The 15813-nt window shown below is 46.0% G+C and carries 14 protein-coding genes; 13 read left to right on the top strand and 1 reads right to left on the bottom strand.

The features are described 5' to 3' along the window. Positions 1 to 10 precede the first annotated feature (10 nt). A complete protein-coding gene (locus MCG98_RS12420; RefSeq protein WP_240302266.1) occupies positions 11 to 1318 on the bottom strand; it encodes an MATE family efflux transporter in 1308 nt (435 codons plus the stop codon). Between the two features lie 235 nt (positions 1319 to 1553). On the opposite strand from MCG98_RS12420, the gene MCG98_RS12415 reads away from it, so the two are divergent. The 13 genes from MCG98_RS12415 (at position 1554) to MCG98_RS12355 (ending at position 15679) form a co-directional block, all read left to right on the top strand. Beyond that, the gene (locus tag MCG98_RS12415) at positions 1554 to 3110 is read left to right on the top strand and encodes an ABC-F family ATP-binding cassette domain-containing protein (RefSeq protein ID WP_240302265.1); all 1557 of its coding nucleotides are present in this window, start codon (positions 1554 to 1556) and stop codon (positions 3108 to 3110) included. 250 nt (positions 3111 to 3360) lie between these two features. Then, entirely contained in the window at positions 3361 to 3687 is a 327-nt protein-coding gene (locus MCG98_RS12410) for a PadR family transcriptional regulator (RefSeq protein WP_240302264.1), read from the top strand. Continuing rightward, a complete protein-coding gene (locus MCG98_RS12405) occupies positions 3674 to 4264 on the top strand; it encodes a DUF1700 domain-containing protein (RefSeq protein ID WP_240302263.1) in 591 nt (196 codons plus the stop codon). The genes MCG98_RS12410 and MCG98_RS12405 overlap by 14 nt, the downstream gene beginning before the upstream one ends. After that, positions 4254 to 5204, top strand: a complete 951-nt coding sequence (locus MCG98_RS12400) for a DUF4097 family beta strand repeat-containing protein (RefSeq protein WP_240302262.1) — start codon at positions 4254 to 4256, stop codon at positions 5202 to 5204. Before MCG98_RS12405 ends, MCG98_RS12400 begins: the two co-directional genes overlap by 11 nt. Positions 5205 to 5345: 141 nt before the next feature. Next, on the top strand, positions 5346 to 7493 hold the full coding sequence (locus tag MCG98_RS12395) for a 5'-nucleotidase C-terminal domain-containing protein (protein WP_240302261.1): 2148 nt from the start codon (positions 5346 to 5348) through the stop codon (positions 7491 to 7493). A 202-nt stretch (positions 7494 to 7695) separates the two neighbouring features. Next, positions 7696 to 8778, top strand: a complete 1083-nt coding sequence (locus tag MCG98_RS12390) for a radical SAM/SPASM domain-containing protein (protein ID WP_240302260.1) — start codon at positions 7696 to 7698, stop codon at positions 8776 to 8778. Positions 8779 to 8782: 4 nt separating this feature from the next. Then, positions 8783 to 9403: a TetR/AcrR family transcriptional regulator gene (locus MCG98_RS12385; RefSeq protein WP_240302259.1), complete on the top strand. Its 621-nt coding sequence runs from the start codon at positions 8783 to 8785 to the stop codon at positions 9401 to 9403. Between the two features lie 130 nt (positions 9404 to 9533). Beyond that, on the top strand, positions 9534 to 10529 hold the full coding sequence (locus tag MCG98_RS12380) for a spore photoproduct lyase family protein (RefSeq protein WP_240302258.1): 996 nt from the start codon (positions 9534 to 9536) through the stop codon (positions 10527 to 10529). Between the two features lie 83 nt (positions 10530 to 10612). Further along, complete coding sequence (locus tag MCG98_RS12375) at positions 10613 to 11599, top strand: diaminopimelate dehydrogenase (protein WP_240302257.1); 987 nt, start codon at positions 10613 to 10615, stop codon at positions 11597 to 11599. 489 nt (positions 11600 to 12088) lie between these two features. Further along, positions 12089 to 13729 carry a Na/Pi cotransporter family protein gene (locus tag MCG98_RS12370; protein ID WP_240302256.1) on the top strand — a complete coding sequence of 547 codons (1641 nt, stop codon included), beginning with the start codon at positions 12089 to 12091 and terminating at the stop codon, positions 13727 to 13729. A 22-nt stretch (positions 13730 to 13751) separates the two neighbouring features. Continuing rightward, complete coding sequence (locus MCG98_RS12365) at positions 13752 to 14627, top strand: AraC family transcriptional regulator (RefSeq protein ID WP_240302255.1); 876 nt, start codon at positions 13752 to 13754, stop codon at positions 14625 to 14627. Between the two features lie 98 nt (positions 14628 to 14725). Continuing rightward, entirely contained in the window at positions 14726 to 15145 is a 420-nt protein-coding gene (locus MCG98_RS12360; protein WP_240302254.1) for a pyridoxamine 5'-phosphate oxidase family protein, read from the top strand. 153 nt (positions 15146 to 15298) lie between these two features. Then, positions 15299 to 15679: a DUF2500 domain-containing protein gene (locus MCG98_RS12355; RefSeq protein WP_240302253.1), complete on the top strand. Its 381-nt coding sequence runs from the start codon at positions 15299 to 15301 to the stop codon at positions 15677 to 15679. Positions 15680 to 15813: the final 134 nt, after the last annotated feature.

Below are 15813 nucleotides of genomic sequence, written 5' to 3'. Positions count from 1 at the left end.
GACGGAGTTTTTAATCCGTCTGTGTCTTTATTTTCAATATTATACCCAGTACGGCAACCAGACATTCCGTCACAGGAAATGCCAGCCAGACCCCGGTGATCCCGGCCAGAGATGACAGCAAAAACGCCATGGGTATAATGAGAATCAGCCCTCTCAGAAGAGAGAGCAAGTGTGCCCAAACAGCTTTTTCCGTGGATGTAAAAAACGTCAGCAGCACAATGTTATAACCGACAAACGGAGCTGCAATAAAATACAGCCGTAACCCATAAACCGCGATATCCTGCAGCCGTACACTGCCTTCACTGTTGAATATGCCAGCGATCGGACTGGCAAGCAGGAACACCGTGAGACAGATCACACAGGAGACCATAAACAGGGCGGAGAGTGCATAGCGCCGAACCTGCCTGACCGTTGATTTGTCATTCTGCCCATAGGCCCGGCTGATAAGCGGCTGCATTCCCTGTGCGATCCCTGTATATACTGCGATCACGACCAGTGACAGATTTGCGATCACTCCATAAGCGGCGATACCAATATTCCCCTGGATGTTCAGAATGATCATATTAAATACGATTATGACGACACCTGACGATACTTCAGTGACCAGTGAAGGAAAACCAAGTGACAGCGTGTAACCGATCATGGCGGCATGAGGAGCCACTTTTTCAAAACAGAAGTTGTTTTTCCTTTTCAGAAAATGGCCGGACAGGATAATCATACTGATGACAGGCGACAGCCCCGTTGCCAGGACTGCACCGAATATCCCCATATCAAAAGGAAAGATAAACACATAGTCCAGTATGATATTCAGCATGCTTCCGCCCAGCATTGCGTTCATGGACAATCTGGGATTACCGTCATTCCTCACAAAGCAAATCAGAATATCGTTCATGATAAATGCAGGAGCAAACAGTAAAATGATTTTCAGGTAGGTATTTGTCATGGCAAACACTTCTGTATCGGCACCTAAAAGCAGCGTCACATTTTTAGAAAAGAAAATTCCGATCACCATGAATACTGCCGCAAATACCGCTGCCAGGTATCCTGTATTTGTGAATATGAGATTGGAGTTTCGGAATGCTTTCTGTCCTTTAAAAATTGAATATTTTGTGGCACCACCCATGCCGAGCATCATTCCGGTACCGTGGATGAAACTGTATACAGGGATTGCCAGATTAAGAGCTGCAAGGCCGTTTGCACCCAGCCCTTTTGAAACGAAAAAGGTATCTGCAAGTATATAGCAGGACAAACCTGTCATTCCCAGAACATTCAATGAAGAGTACCGAACAAACTCCTTTAAACAAGACTGTTTTTCCATCGCGCTGCCTCCTAAACAAATATAAAGCGTCAGAACTCCCTATCTTCTGAGACCTGACGATAGAAAGTCTGACGCTTAACTTCTCTGCCCGGTGGCAGAGAAGACGTTCTTTTTATTCTTGTGGCATTGTATCACATAATGGACAAAATGGCAATCTTAATTTTCTCTTGTATGTCCAATGGATTCCATGTAAAATAATATTTACTGTGATAAAAGGAAAAAAGGAGTTTATCTTATGAGTATATTAAACGTAGAGCATCTCACTCACGGTTTTGGTGACCGTGCGATTTTTCAGGATGTCTCTTTTCGGCTGTTAAAAGGAGAACATATTGGCCTGATCGGTGCCAATGGAGAAGGCAAGTCCACGTTCCTGAATATCGTTACCGGTAAACTGATGCCTGATGAAGGAAAAGTTGAGTGGGCGAAAAGTGTCCGTGTGGGCTATCTGGACCAGCATGCAGTGCTGGCCAGGGGGCTGACCATAAGGGATGTGCTGAAATCAGCTTTTACATATCTTTTTGAGATGGAAGAGAAGATGAATGAGATCTGTGATCAGCTGGGAACCGCCGATGAAGATACGATGACTGCATTGATGGAGGAGCTTGGAACAATTCAGGATATGCTGACGATGCATGATTTTTATGTGATCGATGCGAAAGTAGAAGAGATAGCCCGGGCTTTTGGGCTGTTGGAAATCGGACTGGACAAGGATGTCACGGATCTGAGCGGGGGCCAGAGGACACGTGTGCTGCTTGGAAAGCTGCTGCTGGAGAAACCGGATATTTTGCTCCTGGATGAGCCGACCAATTATCTCGACGAGGAACATATAGCCTGGCTGAAGCGCTATCTGACGGAATATGAGAACGCATTTGTTCTGATATCACATGATCTGACGTTTTTAAGTGAAGTGATCAATATCATATACCATGTGGAGAATCAGGAATTAACCCGTTATGTCGGAAGTTATGAAGAATTTCAGAAGGTTTATGAGGTTAAAAAAGCCCAGCTGGAGGCGGCTTATAAAAAACAGCAGCAGGAGATCAGCCAGCTGAAAGATTTTGTAGCGAGGAATAAAGCACGCGTTTCCACCAGAAATATGGCGATGTCACGTCAGAAAAAACTGGATAAAATGGACGTGATCGAACTGGCGGCGGAACGTCCCAAACCGGAATTTCACTTCCGCATGGGGCGTACTCCCGGAAAATATATATTTGAGACAAAGGATTTTATCATCGGTTACGGAGAGCCTTTATCAAGGCCGCTGAACATAGTGCTGGAACGCGGAAGCAAGATTGCGCTGACGGGTGCGAACGGAATCGGTAAAACTACATTGATTAAGAGTATACTTGGGCTGGTGAAGCCGGTGTCCGGATCCTGCACTCTCGGCGAAAATCTGGCTGTCGGTTACTTCGAACAGGAGAGTGCGCCGGATAACAAGTCCACATGCATTGATGAACTGTGGGCAGAATTCCCTTCCTATACTCAGTACGAAGTGCGGGCAGCCCTGGCAAAATGCGGGCTGACCACAAAACATATCGAGAGTCAGGTGCGTGTCTTAAGCGGTGGGGAGCAGGCAAAAGTCCGTCTCTGTAAAATCCTGAACAGAGAGACAAACGTGCTGATGCTGGACGAGCCGACAAATCACCTGGACATGGATGCAAAAGAAGAGCTGAAGCGCGCGCTGATTGCATACAGGGGAACACTGCTTTTGATCTGTCATGAGCCGGAATTTTATCAGGATATTGTGCAGGAGGTATGGGACTGCTCCAAATGGACGACAAAAATCGTGTAAGGAATTTTATTATGCGCAAAAAAGAAGCAGTCGGGATTTGATATGCCCCCTGTCAGGCAGACAGGCAAAATATCTAAAATTTAATATCGATGAACGACCGCATGATTGTGCGGTCGTTTTTCTATTCCAAGTCTGAATGCTTTTTTTTGCTACAGGAATTAAATACTAATATTTCAAAACATATGTGTTGACACTATATATTATATACCGTATAATATAATTATAAAAAATATATGAAAGGAGATAGCATATGATTTTTCCTCTGAACGCACCGATGTTTGATCTGCTCGTCCTGGCTGTTGTGGACAAAGAAGACGCCTACGGATACCAGATCACTCAGATTGTAAAACGAGTTTCGAATACGAAGGATTCCACTTTATACCCTATACTGCGAAGGCTTCAGGAGGATAACTGCCTGACAGCCTATGATGAACAATATCAGGGACGCAACCGCAAGTATTACCGCATTACTGAAAATGGCAAAGCGAAATATCAGAATCTACTAAGTGAATGGACGCTTTATAAGAATGAAGTAGATAAAATTATAGAAGGAGGGTCAGACAGTGAACAGGGATGAATATATGAAGCAAATGCGTCATCATCTTCGCAGGCTTCCAAAGGAAGACTATGACAGGGCAATTGAATATTTTGAAGAATATTTCGAAGAGGCTGGTCCGGAATGTGAACAGCAGGCGATCGAAGATCTGGGATTACCGGAGATAGCGGCGGATCAGATCATCCGGGATCTGGCGATGGAAAACGCAGCAAAACCAAATGTCAGTGTTAAACGCGGAATGTCTGCAGTATGGGTTGGAATCCTGGCTGTATTCGCCGCACCGATCGGACTTCCTCTGGCATTGGCTGCTGGAGCGGTGTTGCTGGCCATTGTACTGGTCGTTCTCAGCATTATTTTTGCCGTTTTTATCACGGCAGTGACGCTTGCCGCCTCCGCTGTTCCTCTTTTGATCGGGAGTATCTGGCTGCTGTTCACATCACCAGTCAACGGGCTGGCGAATATTGGGCTGAGCCTGATTGCTGTCGGTATTGGAATCTGGATTATAAAAGGATGCATCTGGCTGTGCAGATGGTTCTTGAATCTGATGACGAGATTATTTGGGAGAATCGCAAGGAGGGGATCTAACCATGAAGAATAAAAACAGAATCTGGCTGATATCATTTGGCTGCATCGGGATCGGTATCGTGCTGCTGATCGCAGGCATGATGCTGGGAGGCCGCCCGGGATTTTATATTGACAGAACCGGTATACATTCTCAATACAGTAATAGTTCTGATTCTCCGTATATACAGGAAAAAATGAGGCTGGATGAATTCTCCAGTATTGACATCGATCTGAACTATGCTGATATAAAGATACAGCCTTCTGACGGCTACTATCTGGAGTATCAACTTGACGGGGCGGGTCCGGAACCTGAATACGAAGTGAAAAATGGAAAACTGCGATTCAAAGAAAGCCCGGCAGGCGGCTTTATAGGCGGATTAAACTTTTTCACATTCAGCGACTTCAGCCGCTCCTACGATTATTACGTGATATTGTATGTACCGGCTGACAAATATTTTAAAGCGGTAAAACTCGTGAGTGACGACGGTATGATCAGTACCGGTGACATCCGTGCCGAATCGATGGATATCACCGACGACTATGGTCAGGTATCTATTGAGAGCTTTAAGGGCAGAGAACTCAGTATTAATATGGATGACGGGAGATTAAAAATTCAGAATCTGGACGCAGATACGGTTTTGATCAACAACGAATACGGGGAATGTGAGATTGAGAACATGAAAGTCAAAACGCTTGAAGCCCGGCTGGATGACGGTGATTTCAAGGTATCGAAAGGCCATGCTGCAAATCTGGATATCGACAATGAATACGGAAATGTTACACTTGGCATGTCTGAGAAGCTGGATGCTTACGATCTTGATCTGGAGACAGAATATGGACGCATTGAAGTTCAGGGGTATCCGGAAATGTCCAACAGCGATGATGAAGCACGATTCAAGTCCAATAACGGCGCAGAACATAAAGCAAAGGTCAGATGTGATGATGGAGATATCGTCATTGCACAGGCAAGGTAATCATGAGGAAGCAGCATATCCATGCGATATGCTGTTTTTCTGTACATTTTTAGTTTCTGCTGTTGCGTGGTCAGTATTGACATTGATTCCGGAAACGCGTAAACTTTTAAGCGGAGATTAACAAACGGACAGGAGAATCATATGAAAACACTAAAAAGAAATGTCACAACAGCCGCTGCTGCCGTGATGCTGCTGGCTTTGGCCATAACACCGGTTTTTGCTGCTCCTGCAGAGCCAGGGACAGATACATCATTCCGGATTGAAGTGATACAGACCAGTGACATCCATGCGTATCTGACAGAAACAACGGATCAGACCGGGCAGACAACTGCCCTTGGAATGCCGAAACTGAAAGACCTGATTGATAAGACGACCTCAGAAGCAGACGGGTCTCTCGTACTGGATTCCGGCGATGTATTTCACGGACAGTCGATTGCAACAATGGCAGAGGGAACTACTGCAGCCGAGCTTTTGGGTATCTGTGGATACGATGCAATGACTTCCGGTAACCATGACTGGAATTATGGAAAAGAACAGCTGAAAGTTCTGGAAGGCATCGCAGACGCAAACAACGGAGCGAAGTCGTTTTCCATCCTCGCCGGAAATGTGACAGACGAGGACGGCAGCCCATTTTTTGATAATGAATACCTGATTAAAGAAGTGACTAAGGACGGAAAAACATTAAAAATCGGCGTGTTTGGCGTCATTGATCCCAAATTGTACAACGCTACGGCCCCGGCAAATGTGGAAGGCCTTACATTCACGGATATGACAGTGTATTCCAGCCAGGCGGCGGAATACCTCAGAGGACAGGGGTGTCAGATCGTGATAGGGATAGCACACTGCATCCAGCCCCTCGCAGAGAATGGAATTTCCAATACAGTATCTGGGGTGGATCTGTGGCTTGACGGTCATGAGCATATGACATTTGATTCATGGTCACAGAACGACAGCGTATTGACGACAGAGGCTGGCTCTCACCTGAATACGGTATACAATATTTCCATCGAATGCACCCTTGCAGATGATGGAACGCTGACAGGCCTTGCGATGACTCCGAATGCAGTTTCAGCAGCCGATGCAGGAAGTACATACAGTGCCGACCCCTTCGTACAGAGTGTTGTGGACAGAATCCTGGCAGATCAGGAAGAGGAGAAAAACAGACCAGTCGGAAACGCGCCGGAAGCCCTGGACGGAGTCTGGGAGCATGTGCGGACCGGGGAGACTACGATGGGGCGCGCCGTCACAAGTGCATATCTTCTGGAGACGGGAGCGGATATTGCCATCGAGAATGCAGGCGGTATACGGGCCGGCATCGATGCAGGAGAGGTAACTTACGGGGAAGCACTGGACGTTTTTCCTTACGGGAATTATATCGTCACGCGAGAACTGACCGGCGAAGAAGTCCGGGGGCTTCTGGAAGCATCGCTGAAGATTCAGCTCGACAATATGAAGGCTGACATAGCCGGAGATTATGACGGATGGCCGGCAAACAGCGGTCAGGCACTTCAGGTCGGCGGATTGACGGCAAATTACACTTTCGAGAGTGACGAGCCCAGGATCACGGATATAAAAGTGGGAGATGCCGCTCTTTCCGATACGGATGTCTATACCGTTGCCACGAACAGCTATCTGGTCACGGATGCGGACAATTACCCGGCACTGGCCGCAAAGGAGAATCTGCATGAGTACAGTGCGTGTGAGGATGCACTGGCAGACTACCTAAGCCAGGACAGCTCTGTCACAAGTGCAGACATAACAGCATCCCGCATGCACTACAATAAGATGGAACAGGCTCCTCTTGTGCTGAGCGGTATGAAGGAAACTGCGGTATTGGGGGACGGGGGATTTCAGATCCGTGTATCCGGGGGGACAACCGGAGGCTCAGTCACGTATACAAGCTCTAATACGGATATAGCCACAATCGATGAAGAGGGAAATGTGACCATCAAAGGAGCCGGAAAAACGGAGATTTCCGCAGTTATGGCTGGGAATCTGCTTTATAGAGAGGTCAGTGTGTCACGAAGTTTTGAGGTAGAAGAGGAAGCTCCGCCAGCAAAAGAGCCGGCAGATCCCGAAGACCCTGCGGATACCAAAGATCCGGCTTCATCCAAAGCGCCGAAACCGAAAAGAACAGTGACTCCGACACGCAGACAATCTACCGGGACCAGGAGCAGGCCGGTAAAAACTGCAGATGAAACATCTTCGGAGCTTTATCTGGCATTGGCACTTGCGGGTGCGGGAGGAATCGGAATTTTACTCTGTAAAAAAAGAAAACAGTGTTCATAATCTCTTTGAGAAACAGGCGGTCATAAGGACGCGGTAAAATTAAATTTTGCCGCGTCTTAATTTATGTTATACTGAGAAAATGTGGTAAACTTCTGTTTTTTTCAGATCTTCTTGACAGGCTAGCGAATACTAGCTATACTGTTGTTGAGAGAGGCTAGTATTCACTAGCTGAGTTGTCCGTTTGAATGGGAGGTCATGATACATGAATGGTTTTGAATTAACGTCTTACCTGAGCAATGGGGTAGACAGAATCATCAGGGATATGTTAAAGGTATCTCTGAAATATCCACAGGAAAGCCTGTTTTTCATACAGTATGCGGCGGCTCAGAAAAAAGCCAAAACACTGCGGGAACAGTCCGAAAGGAGTGGTGTGCACATACCGCCGTTTTTAATCGCCAGCATTACCAGACAGTGTAATCTGCACTGTAAAGGCTGTTATGCTGCCGCATGCAGCGCTCAACCCGAAAGAAAAGAACTCTCCGGTCAGGACTGGGGCAGTATTTTTTCTCAGGCAGAGGCCCTTGGTATTGGTTTTATCCTGCTGGCAGGAGGAGAACCTCTGACCAGGAAGGATGTACTATGTGAAGCGGGAAGACATCGGAGACTTCTGTTTCCTGTTTTTACGAATGGAACCATGCTGACTCACGATTATCTGAAGCTGTTTTCCTCCAATCGGAATCTGCTGCCGGTCCTTAGTATTGAGGGAGGCCGCAATATTACAGACGCACGAAGAGGGGAAGGCGTATATGTGAAACTGATGCAGGCGATGGATTCATTAAAGCATACCGGAGTCCTGTTCGGAACATCTGTCACTGTAACAAAGGAAAATATAGACGAGGTGACTTCCGGGTCATTTGTGGAAAAACTTCATGCCAACGGATGTAAAGCAGTGATCTATGTGGAATATGTGCCCGTCGATAAAGATTCCGCTGCTCTGGCATTTGATGATGCTGACCGCCGGGTCTTTGAGGACAGAGTGGCAAAGCTGAGAATTTGTCAGGAGCAAATGATGTTCCTGTGTTTTCCCGGGGATGAAAAAAGCTCGGGTGGGTGTCTGGCAGCCGGCAGGGGCTTTTTCCACATCAATGCATACGGCGGCGCAGAACCGTGCCCGTTTTCCGCTTATTCTGATACCAGCGTTTTACATACCGGTCTGAGGGCAGCCCTGTCTTCGCCGCTCTTTATGCATCTGCAGACCAGCGGGATGCTGGATGCCGAACACAATGGAGGCTGTGTTCTGTTTGAGCGGGAACATATGATCAAATCTTATATGGGAGGTCAGTAACAAATTGACGACGAAGGAACGCATCATTGAAGAAGCCCTTACATTATTTTCCTCCCAGGGATATCAGGGAACCAGTGTGAAAAATATCGCTGATCTTGTGGGAATCAAAGACAGTTCCCTGTATAAACATTTCAGGAGCAAAAAAGAGATCTTTGATACGATCGTACAGGAAATGTCTGTGAGAATGGAGAAAATGTCCAGGGAATACGGACTGCCGGATGACCAGAATCCGGTGGAAGCCGCCAAAATTTATGAGAAGATCACGCCGGAGGAACTGGTTGCACTGAGCAAAAAAATATTTCTGTTTTATCTACGTGATCCGTTCGCCTCCAGATTTCGCAGGATGCTGACGATGGAGCAGTATCGGGACAGAGAGATTTATACCGTATACCGCGGGATATTCATGGACGCGGCAATCCGCTATCAGACGGAGCTGTTTGCCGAGATGGTGCAGCACAAAGTGTTTGCAGCCGCTGATCCACAGACGATGGCTGTCAATTTCTATGCGCCGATCTTCTTGCTTCTGACGCAGTATGACCAGGAACCGGAAAAGGAGGAGGAAGCACTCCTGGCAATTGAACGGCAGGTTGCTGAGTTTGTCAGGATCTACAAAAATGATATATGACAAATAGAGATTGCGCCTTGGCGCAATCTTTTGTTTTGAGATAACCGGCTAATGGATATACTGCAAAATGTACATACTAAAATAAAATACAGGATTTAACTGGTCTTTTGATCAGGACAGAAAGGGAATTATGAAATTTGACGCAGTATATTATGAAAAAGACAGCCTGTCCTATCCACTGGGAAGACAATTGCGGGAACAATTTGCCGGTTTACCGTGGATATCGGTGGAGAGCCACAATTCCATAAAAGAAATGCAGGAAAAAGAAAATGCCGAGTTCGGCAAAATGAAACGGAATCTGATCATCGGAATCAGAAAAACACACAGGTATGCAGAGAATCACAAGGTATCGGATTATCTGGTTCCATACACATCATCAGGCTGTACGGCCATGTGCCTGTATTGCTATCTGGTGTGCAATTATAATAAATGTGCCTATCTGCGCCTGTTTGTCAACAGGGAGCAGATGCTGGACCGCCTGATCAAAAAAGGAAAGAGCAGTGAGAACAGCCTGACTTTTGAGATTGGCAGCAACAGTGATCTGGTACTGGAAAATATCATAACCGGCAATCTTTTATACACCATTCCCCGTTTTGCCGAAGAGGGAAGGGGATGTCTTACGTTTCCCACAAAATTTCATATGGTAGACAGTCTGCTTGACCTTCCCCACAAAGGAAAAGTGATTTTCCGCATGAGCGTAAATCCGCAGCCGCTGATCAGCCGTATAGAACTGGGGACTTCCAGTCTGCAAAAGCGGATGGATGCCGTAAACAAAATGTGTGAAGCCGGCTATCCCTGCGGGCTTTTAATCGCCCCCATTATGCTGGTGAAAGGGTGGAAAGCAATGTACACGGAACTATTTGAGCAGCTCCGCGAAGGCTTGACTGCCAAAACGCAAAAACAGATGTTTCTGGAGATCATTATGATGACATATTCCTATGTACACCGGGCAATCAACAGTGAGGCTTTCCCCAATGCTCCTGATCTGTATGACAGCCAGCTGATGACCGGACGGGGCAGAGGAAGATACTGTTACAGGCCGGAAGCGAGAGCCGAAGCTGAAGAATTTCTGCGCGCAGAAGCAGATAGAATACTTGGTGATGTGAAAATACTGTATATCAGTTAAGTATTCAATTTAAAGCATTGCAGAAAATGAAATGTGATATTATAATAGAATGGATATTAAATGTACTGAGGAGAAAAAATGCTATGAGTATAAGAATCGGAATTTTAGGTTATGGAAATCTGGGACGCGGCGTGGAGTGCGCAGTAAAGCAGAACCCTGATATGGAACTGACAGCAGTTTTTACACGCCGAAACCCTGCCGAAGTATCAATTCTTACGGAGACTGCAAAGGTATGCAGTGTATCGGATGCTGCAGACTGGAAGGATAAAATCGATGTTATGATCCTGTGTGGGGGAAGTGCAACGGACCTTCCGATACAGACACCGGAATATGCAAGACTGTTTAACGTGATAGACAGCTTTGATACACACGCAAGAATCCCGGAACATTTTGACAATGTTGATGCCGCGGCAAAGGCAGGAGGGACTGTTGGAATTATCTCTGTTGGCTGGGATCCGGGCATGTTCTCACTGAACCGGTTATACGCTAATGCGATTATGCCGCAGGGAAATGATTATACCTTCTGGGGAAAAGGCGTCAGTCAGGGACACTCTGATGCGATTCGCCGGATACCGGGCGTAAAAGATGCGAGACAGTATACAATCCCTGTCGATGCGGCACTGGAAGCTGTCCGGAACGGAGAGAATCCCCAGCTTACAACGCGTCAGAAGCATACCAGAGACTGCTACGTCGTTCTGGAGGAAGGCGCAGATGCAACCAAAGTCGAAGAGACGATCAAGACCATGCCGAATTATTTTTCGGATTATGATACTGCCGTACACTTTGTGACGGAAGAAGAATTAAAGAAAAACCACAGCAAACTTCCGCATGGTGGATTTGTACTGCGCAGCGGATGTACCGGATGGGAAAATGAAAATAAACACCTGATCGAATACAGTCTGAAACTGGATTCAAACCCGGAATTTACAGCCGGTGTGATTGTCGCGTATGCAAGAGCTGCCTGCCGGCTGGCAAAAGAAGGACAAACTGGATGCAGGACAGTATTCGATATTGCACCAGCATATCTGAGTGCAAAAGACGGTGCAGCGTTAAGGGCCGAAATGCTCTGATATTATGAATAAGATTACTTATCTGATGATACTTTTAACAACAGTCTTTATTATGCAGACGGGGACAGGAATCCTTCCTTTCCCCACTGCTTTTGCTGATCAGGACCTTTATCAGTCCCGGACTGTTGACCAGGAAAATTGTCATATGCTTCGGACAGCAGATCATTCTATGGATGAACACGCTCTCCAGAATTCTATGTCATCATACAGAGTTGTCTTCCGGCAGGTGTTAAAGCAATTTCGTGGAAATCTGTCCCTGCATTACGGGCTCTCTGAGCTTACTATGCCTCTGAACGTATATTCAATGTTGTTCGGCGGAGGTATTTTTTTGCTGTTCTTTTTTATCACCCCGTTACCATGTCAGTTTTGTATCAGACTGAATATCACCCATAAATCAGATGGAAAAAAACGTCCCCGGTAAGCTGCGCGTATTTTTTTGATATGCACCGGTTACTGATTCGAAAAATGATAATAATGGGAGAATATAATATGGAAATATCTGATATTTTAATACTTTTGGGTGGTCTTGCGCTGTTTTTGTATGGCATGCAGATGATGAGCAATGGTCTTGAAATGGCTGCCGGAAACAAGATGAAAAGAATTCTCGAAAAGCTGACTTCCAACAGGATCAAAGGTGTTCTGGCAGGAGCAGTGATAACAGCAGTGATACAATCCTCTTCGGCTACGACCGTCATGGTGGTTGGTTTTGTTAATTCCGGGCTTATGACGCTGAACCAGGCGGTGTGGGTGATCATGGGAGCCAATATCGGCACCACAATCACGGGACAGCTGATTGCTCTGGATATCGGTGTGATCGCACCGCTTATCGCTTTTCTGGGTGTTGCAACAATTCTTTTCGTGAAAAACGAAAAGGCAAAGCACATCAGTGAAATTTTTGCGGGTCTTGGTGTGCTCTTTATTGGTATGGATATGATGGGCTCTGCCATGGTACCACTTCAGAACTCCGAAACTTTTATTCATTTCATGACGACATTCAGCAATCCGCTGATAGGCATACTCATCGGTGCCGTGTTTACAGCTATCATCCAGTCCTCATCGGCATCTGTCGGTATCCTGCAGGCTCTGGCAAGTACCGGCATGATACCGCTCTCCAGCGCAGTATACATTCTGTTTGGGCAAAACATCGGAACCTGTATCACGGCTGTACTGGCTTCGATCGGCACAAAAGTTAATGCCAAGCGGACAACCGTCATACATCTGATGTTTAACATCATCGGCACGGTCATATTTACAGTGATTTGCCTGGTGACACCGTTTACCATTTTGATGGAACACATAACCCCGGGCAATCCTGTCGCTCAGATTGCCAATGTCCATACGGTGTTCAATATTATCACCACTCTGCTTTTGCTGCCATTTGGTACATACATGGCGCGCCTGGCAGAGAAAATTCTTCCGGATAAACAAAGTGAACAGGAAGAAGTGCTGCATCTGGAATACATACAGCCGTTTGAGAGTCATTATGCCATGGGACATGGTGCATTGGTACTGACGCAGATTGACCAGGAGGTTGAGCGGATGCGGGGGATCGTCAGAGAGACCGTTGCGGGAAGTTTTGATGCCGTACTCCACAGCTCGTCACATGGGAAAGAGGAACTGGAACAGAAAGAAGAATATATTGATTATCTGAATGCAGAAGTATCCCGATATATTGTGTCTGTCATGCACCATGAAATGGCGGTGGAGGATTCCATAAAAATCAGCGGGTATTATAAAATTCTGGGGAATCTGGAGCGCATTGGGGACCACGCCATGAATGTTCTGGGCTATGCTGTTAGCATGAAGAAGAAGGAAGTTGTATTTTCTGATAAGGCAAAACAGGAGATCATGACGATGAAAGAGATGAGCCTTCAGATTCTGGATGACGTGGCCGGCAGCAATGTGGAAGACCTGAAAACCATGCTTGAGAAAACTTCACGTGATGAACAGAAAATAGACGATATTCGGAATAAGTATCTGACACAGCAGCTCGAGCGGATCGGCAAAAGCGAATGCATCGCTGATGCAGGTATCTTCTTTTCGGAAATGCTGACAGATTTTGAGCGAATCGGTGATCATGCGTTAAATATCGCTGAGCAATACTATGAAATGCTGACGAGGGTTGTATGATCTGAAAGGAGTGAAAGTGTATATGAGGGATTTTTCTATTATAAAGGCACTGGTAGGTGAAAGTGTAACGGAAAATGAACTGAGATTTGTGGACTGTTATGTACATCCGAAACTGGGATTATTTATTCCGAGCGTCGGAACCTGCCAGTATGCTCAGAGACAGGGGCATACACATCCCTCATATATGATCACTATTTTATTTTCTCTGCAGGAATCCGGTGTAAAACCGAAGATCAGACTTGAGAAAAATCATTATCTGGCGTCCGTTATGTCCCCGGATATACCGCACAATGACTTTTCTGATGAATTTATCCATTATTACTGCATCCTGATTGATAAAAGTTACTTCGACAGCCAGTATAAGCTTTATACAGTGGAACCGCCGGATTTCAATGACCGGCAGTTTGCCATGTGCAGTGATATTTTAAAAACACTTAACACATTTGCTTTCGAATACAGCAAACAGATGCAGAACTCAGACATCACTCTGGAAGCGCAGGTTACGGTCATCACACACTGGATCATCCGAAGTATCCTCGGTGAAAATATGGATATGCGTATGATTTCCTCAAACTACGCTGTAGCACGCGCACAGCATTATATGGAACAGCATTTTGATAAAAACATCGCGGTCGACGACCTGGCAGGATTAAACCATATGTCATCCTCCAGCTTTAACCGGATATTTAAGAATGAACTGGGCGTGACGCCCATCAGATATCTGATCGATGTCCGGATTGAGAAGGCGAAAAAACTGCTGCGCAGAAATGATATTCCCATAATCGAGATCGCATCCAGATGTGGTTTCGGGAGCAGTGCTCATTTTGCTTCGGATTTTAAGCGCCTGGCAGGAGTGACTCCTTCAGAGTATCGAAACACTTACCGGTACGGAGGCTGAAAGCTGCATGTTTTTTGAAAGTTTTTAATTGTAATCTGAAAGAAAAATGACTCCATTCGGACTAAAATACAGTTACAGACCAAAAGGAGGATCAGATTATGATGACTAAAAATGAAATATTTCAGCTGATGAATACAAATCCTGTGTTCCATCTTGCAACGATGGACCGGGATCAGCCAAGAGTCCGGGGGATGCTGTTATTCCGGGCGGATGAAAACGGAATTATCTTTCACACTGCATCTACAAAGGATGTGTACGAGCAGATTCAGAAAAACCCGAAAGTTGAATTATGTTTTCAGGGCAACGGCAGCCAGATCCGTGTGACAGGGGTACTGGAACACGTCGAAGACGCAGCCTTGCGGGAGGAGATCTTTCAGCATCCTACCAGGGAGTTTTTAAGGGCGTGGAAGGACAATGGCATTGATGGGCTGCTTCAGGTCTTCGTTCTGAAAAATGGCACAGCGACAGAATGGACCATGGAAACAAATTTCGAGGACAAGCAATATGTGGAATTATGATACAAAAGACTGAGACGACGGAACAGCGCACCTGCGGTTATGAAACTGCAGGTGCGCTGTTTATTGAAAGAAAAGTATTGCATGGAATTTAATTACCACTTATGATGGAAACATCAGTTGAAGCCAGAGACCGGCAGGGGAGGAGGCATTTACATGTTTATGGGAGGTTTTGAAATGATGTTCAGCCTGGTTTTCGTGGTGGTGGCAGGCGTTATCATCTTTATAGTGGTTAAGAGTGTCAGCGAGTGGCATCAGAACAATAATTCTTGGCAGCTCACCGTTGAAGCTGTGGTCGTGTCCAAACGCACCGATACCACACATCATCAGCAGGCAAATGGAGGTGATATTTCGGGTGCACATGGATATACGATGATCTCCGACACTACTTATTATGTGACATTCCAGGCAGGTGAAAGCAGGGACCGTATGGAGTTTCATGTGACTGGCCGCGAATACGGCCTGCTTGCAGAAGGTGATCACGGGAAGCTGACATTTCAGGGGACACGTTATCTGGGGTTTGAACGAGCGGGTTGAGAGTGTGATGTTAAGCGGTCTTATTCTTTGAAACAGCAGATTATTTACTTTCTCTGTGATCCAGATATCAACCTCGATTCCGTTTTGGTGTAAAACTTAATATGTCCATCATTTTGCATTTGCATATAAGCGTC

The sequence above is a fragment of the Ruminococcus sp. OA3 genome (assembly GCF_022440845.1).
Taxonomy (GTDB): domain Bacteria; phylum Bacillota; class Clostridia; order Lachnospirales; family Lachnospiraceae; genus Ruminococcus_G.
The sequence above is the reverse complement of the archived record's forward strand: the minus strand, read 5'-3'. Positions and strand labels throughout refer to the sequence as shown.

Excerpts from the sequence above, each read along its gene's own strand:
- MCG98_RS12420 (WP_240302266.1), bottom strand. The coding sequence starts at position 1,318 with ATGGAAAAACAGTCTTGTTTAAAGGAGTTTGTTCGGTACTCTTCATTG.
- MCG98_RS12370 (WP_240302256.1), top strand. The coding sequence starts at position 12,089 with ATGGAAATATCTGATATTTTAATACTTTTGGGTGGTCTTGCGCTGTTT.
- MCG98_RS12410 (WP_240302264.1), top strand. The coding sequence starts at position 3,361 with ATGATTTTTCCTCTGAACGCACCGATGTTTGATCTGCTCGTCCTGGCT.
- MCG98_RS12365 (WP_240302255.1), top strand. The coding sequence starts at position 13,752 with ATGAGGGATTTTTCTATTATAAAGGCACTGGTAGGTGAAAGTGTAACG.
- MCG98_RS12395 (WP_240302261.1), top strand. The coding sequence starts at position 5,346 with ATGAAAACACTAAAAAGAAATGTCACAACAGCCGCTGCTGCCGTGATG.
- MCG98_RS12400 (WP_240302262.1), top strand. The coding sequence starts at position 4,254 with ATGAAGAATAAAAACAGAATCTGGCTGATATCATTTGGCTGCATCGGG.
- MCG98_RS12380 (WP_240302258.1), top strand. The coding sequence starts at position 9,534 with ATGAAATTTGACGCAGTATATTATGAAAAAGACAGCCTGTCCTATCCA.
- MCG98_RS12355 (WP_240302253.1), top strand. The coding sequence starts at position 15,299 with ATGTTTATGGGAGGTTTTGAAATGATGTTCAGCCTGGTTTTCGTGGTG.
- MCG98_RS12415 (WP_240302265.1), top strand. The coding sequence starts at position 1,554 with ATGAGTATATTAAACGTAGAGCATCTCACTCACGGTTTTGGTGACCGT.
- MCG98_RS12360 (WP_240302254.1), top strand. The coding sequence starts at position 14,726 with ATGATGACTAAAAATGAAATATTTCAGCTGATGAATACAAATCCTGTG.
- MCG98_RS12390 (WP_240302260.1), top strand. The coding sequence starts at position 7,696 with ATGAATGGTTTTGAATTAACGTCTTACCTGAGCAATGGGGTAGACAGA.
- MCG98_RS12375 (WP_240302257.1), top strand. The coding sequence starts at position 10,613 with ATGAGTATAAGAATCGGAATTTTAGGTTATGGAAATCTGGGACGCGGC.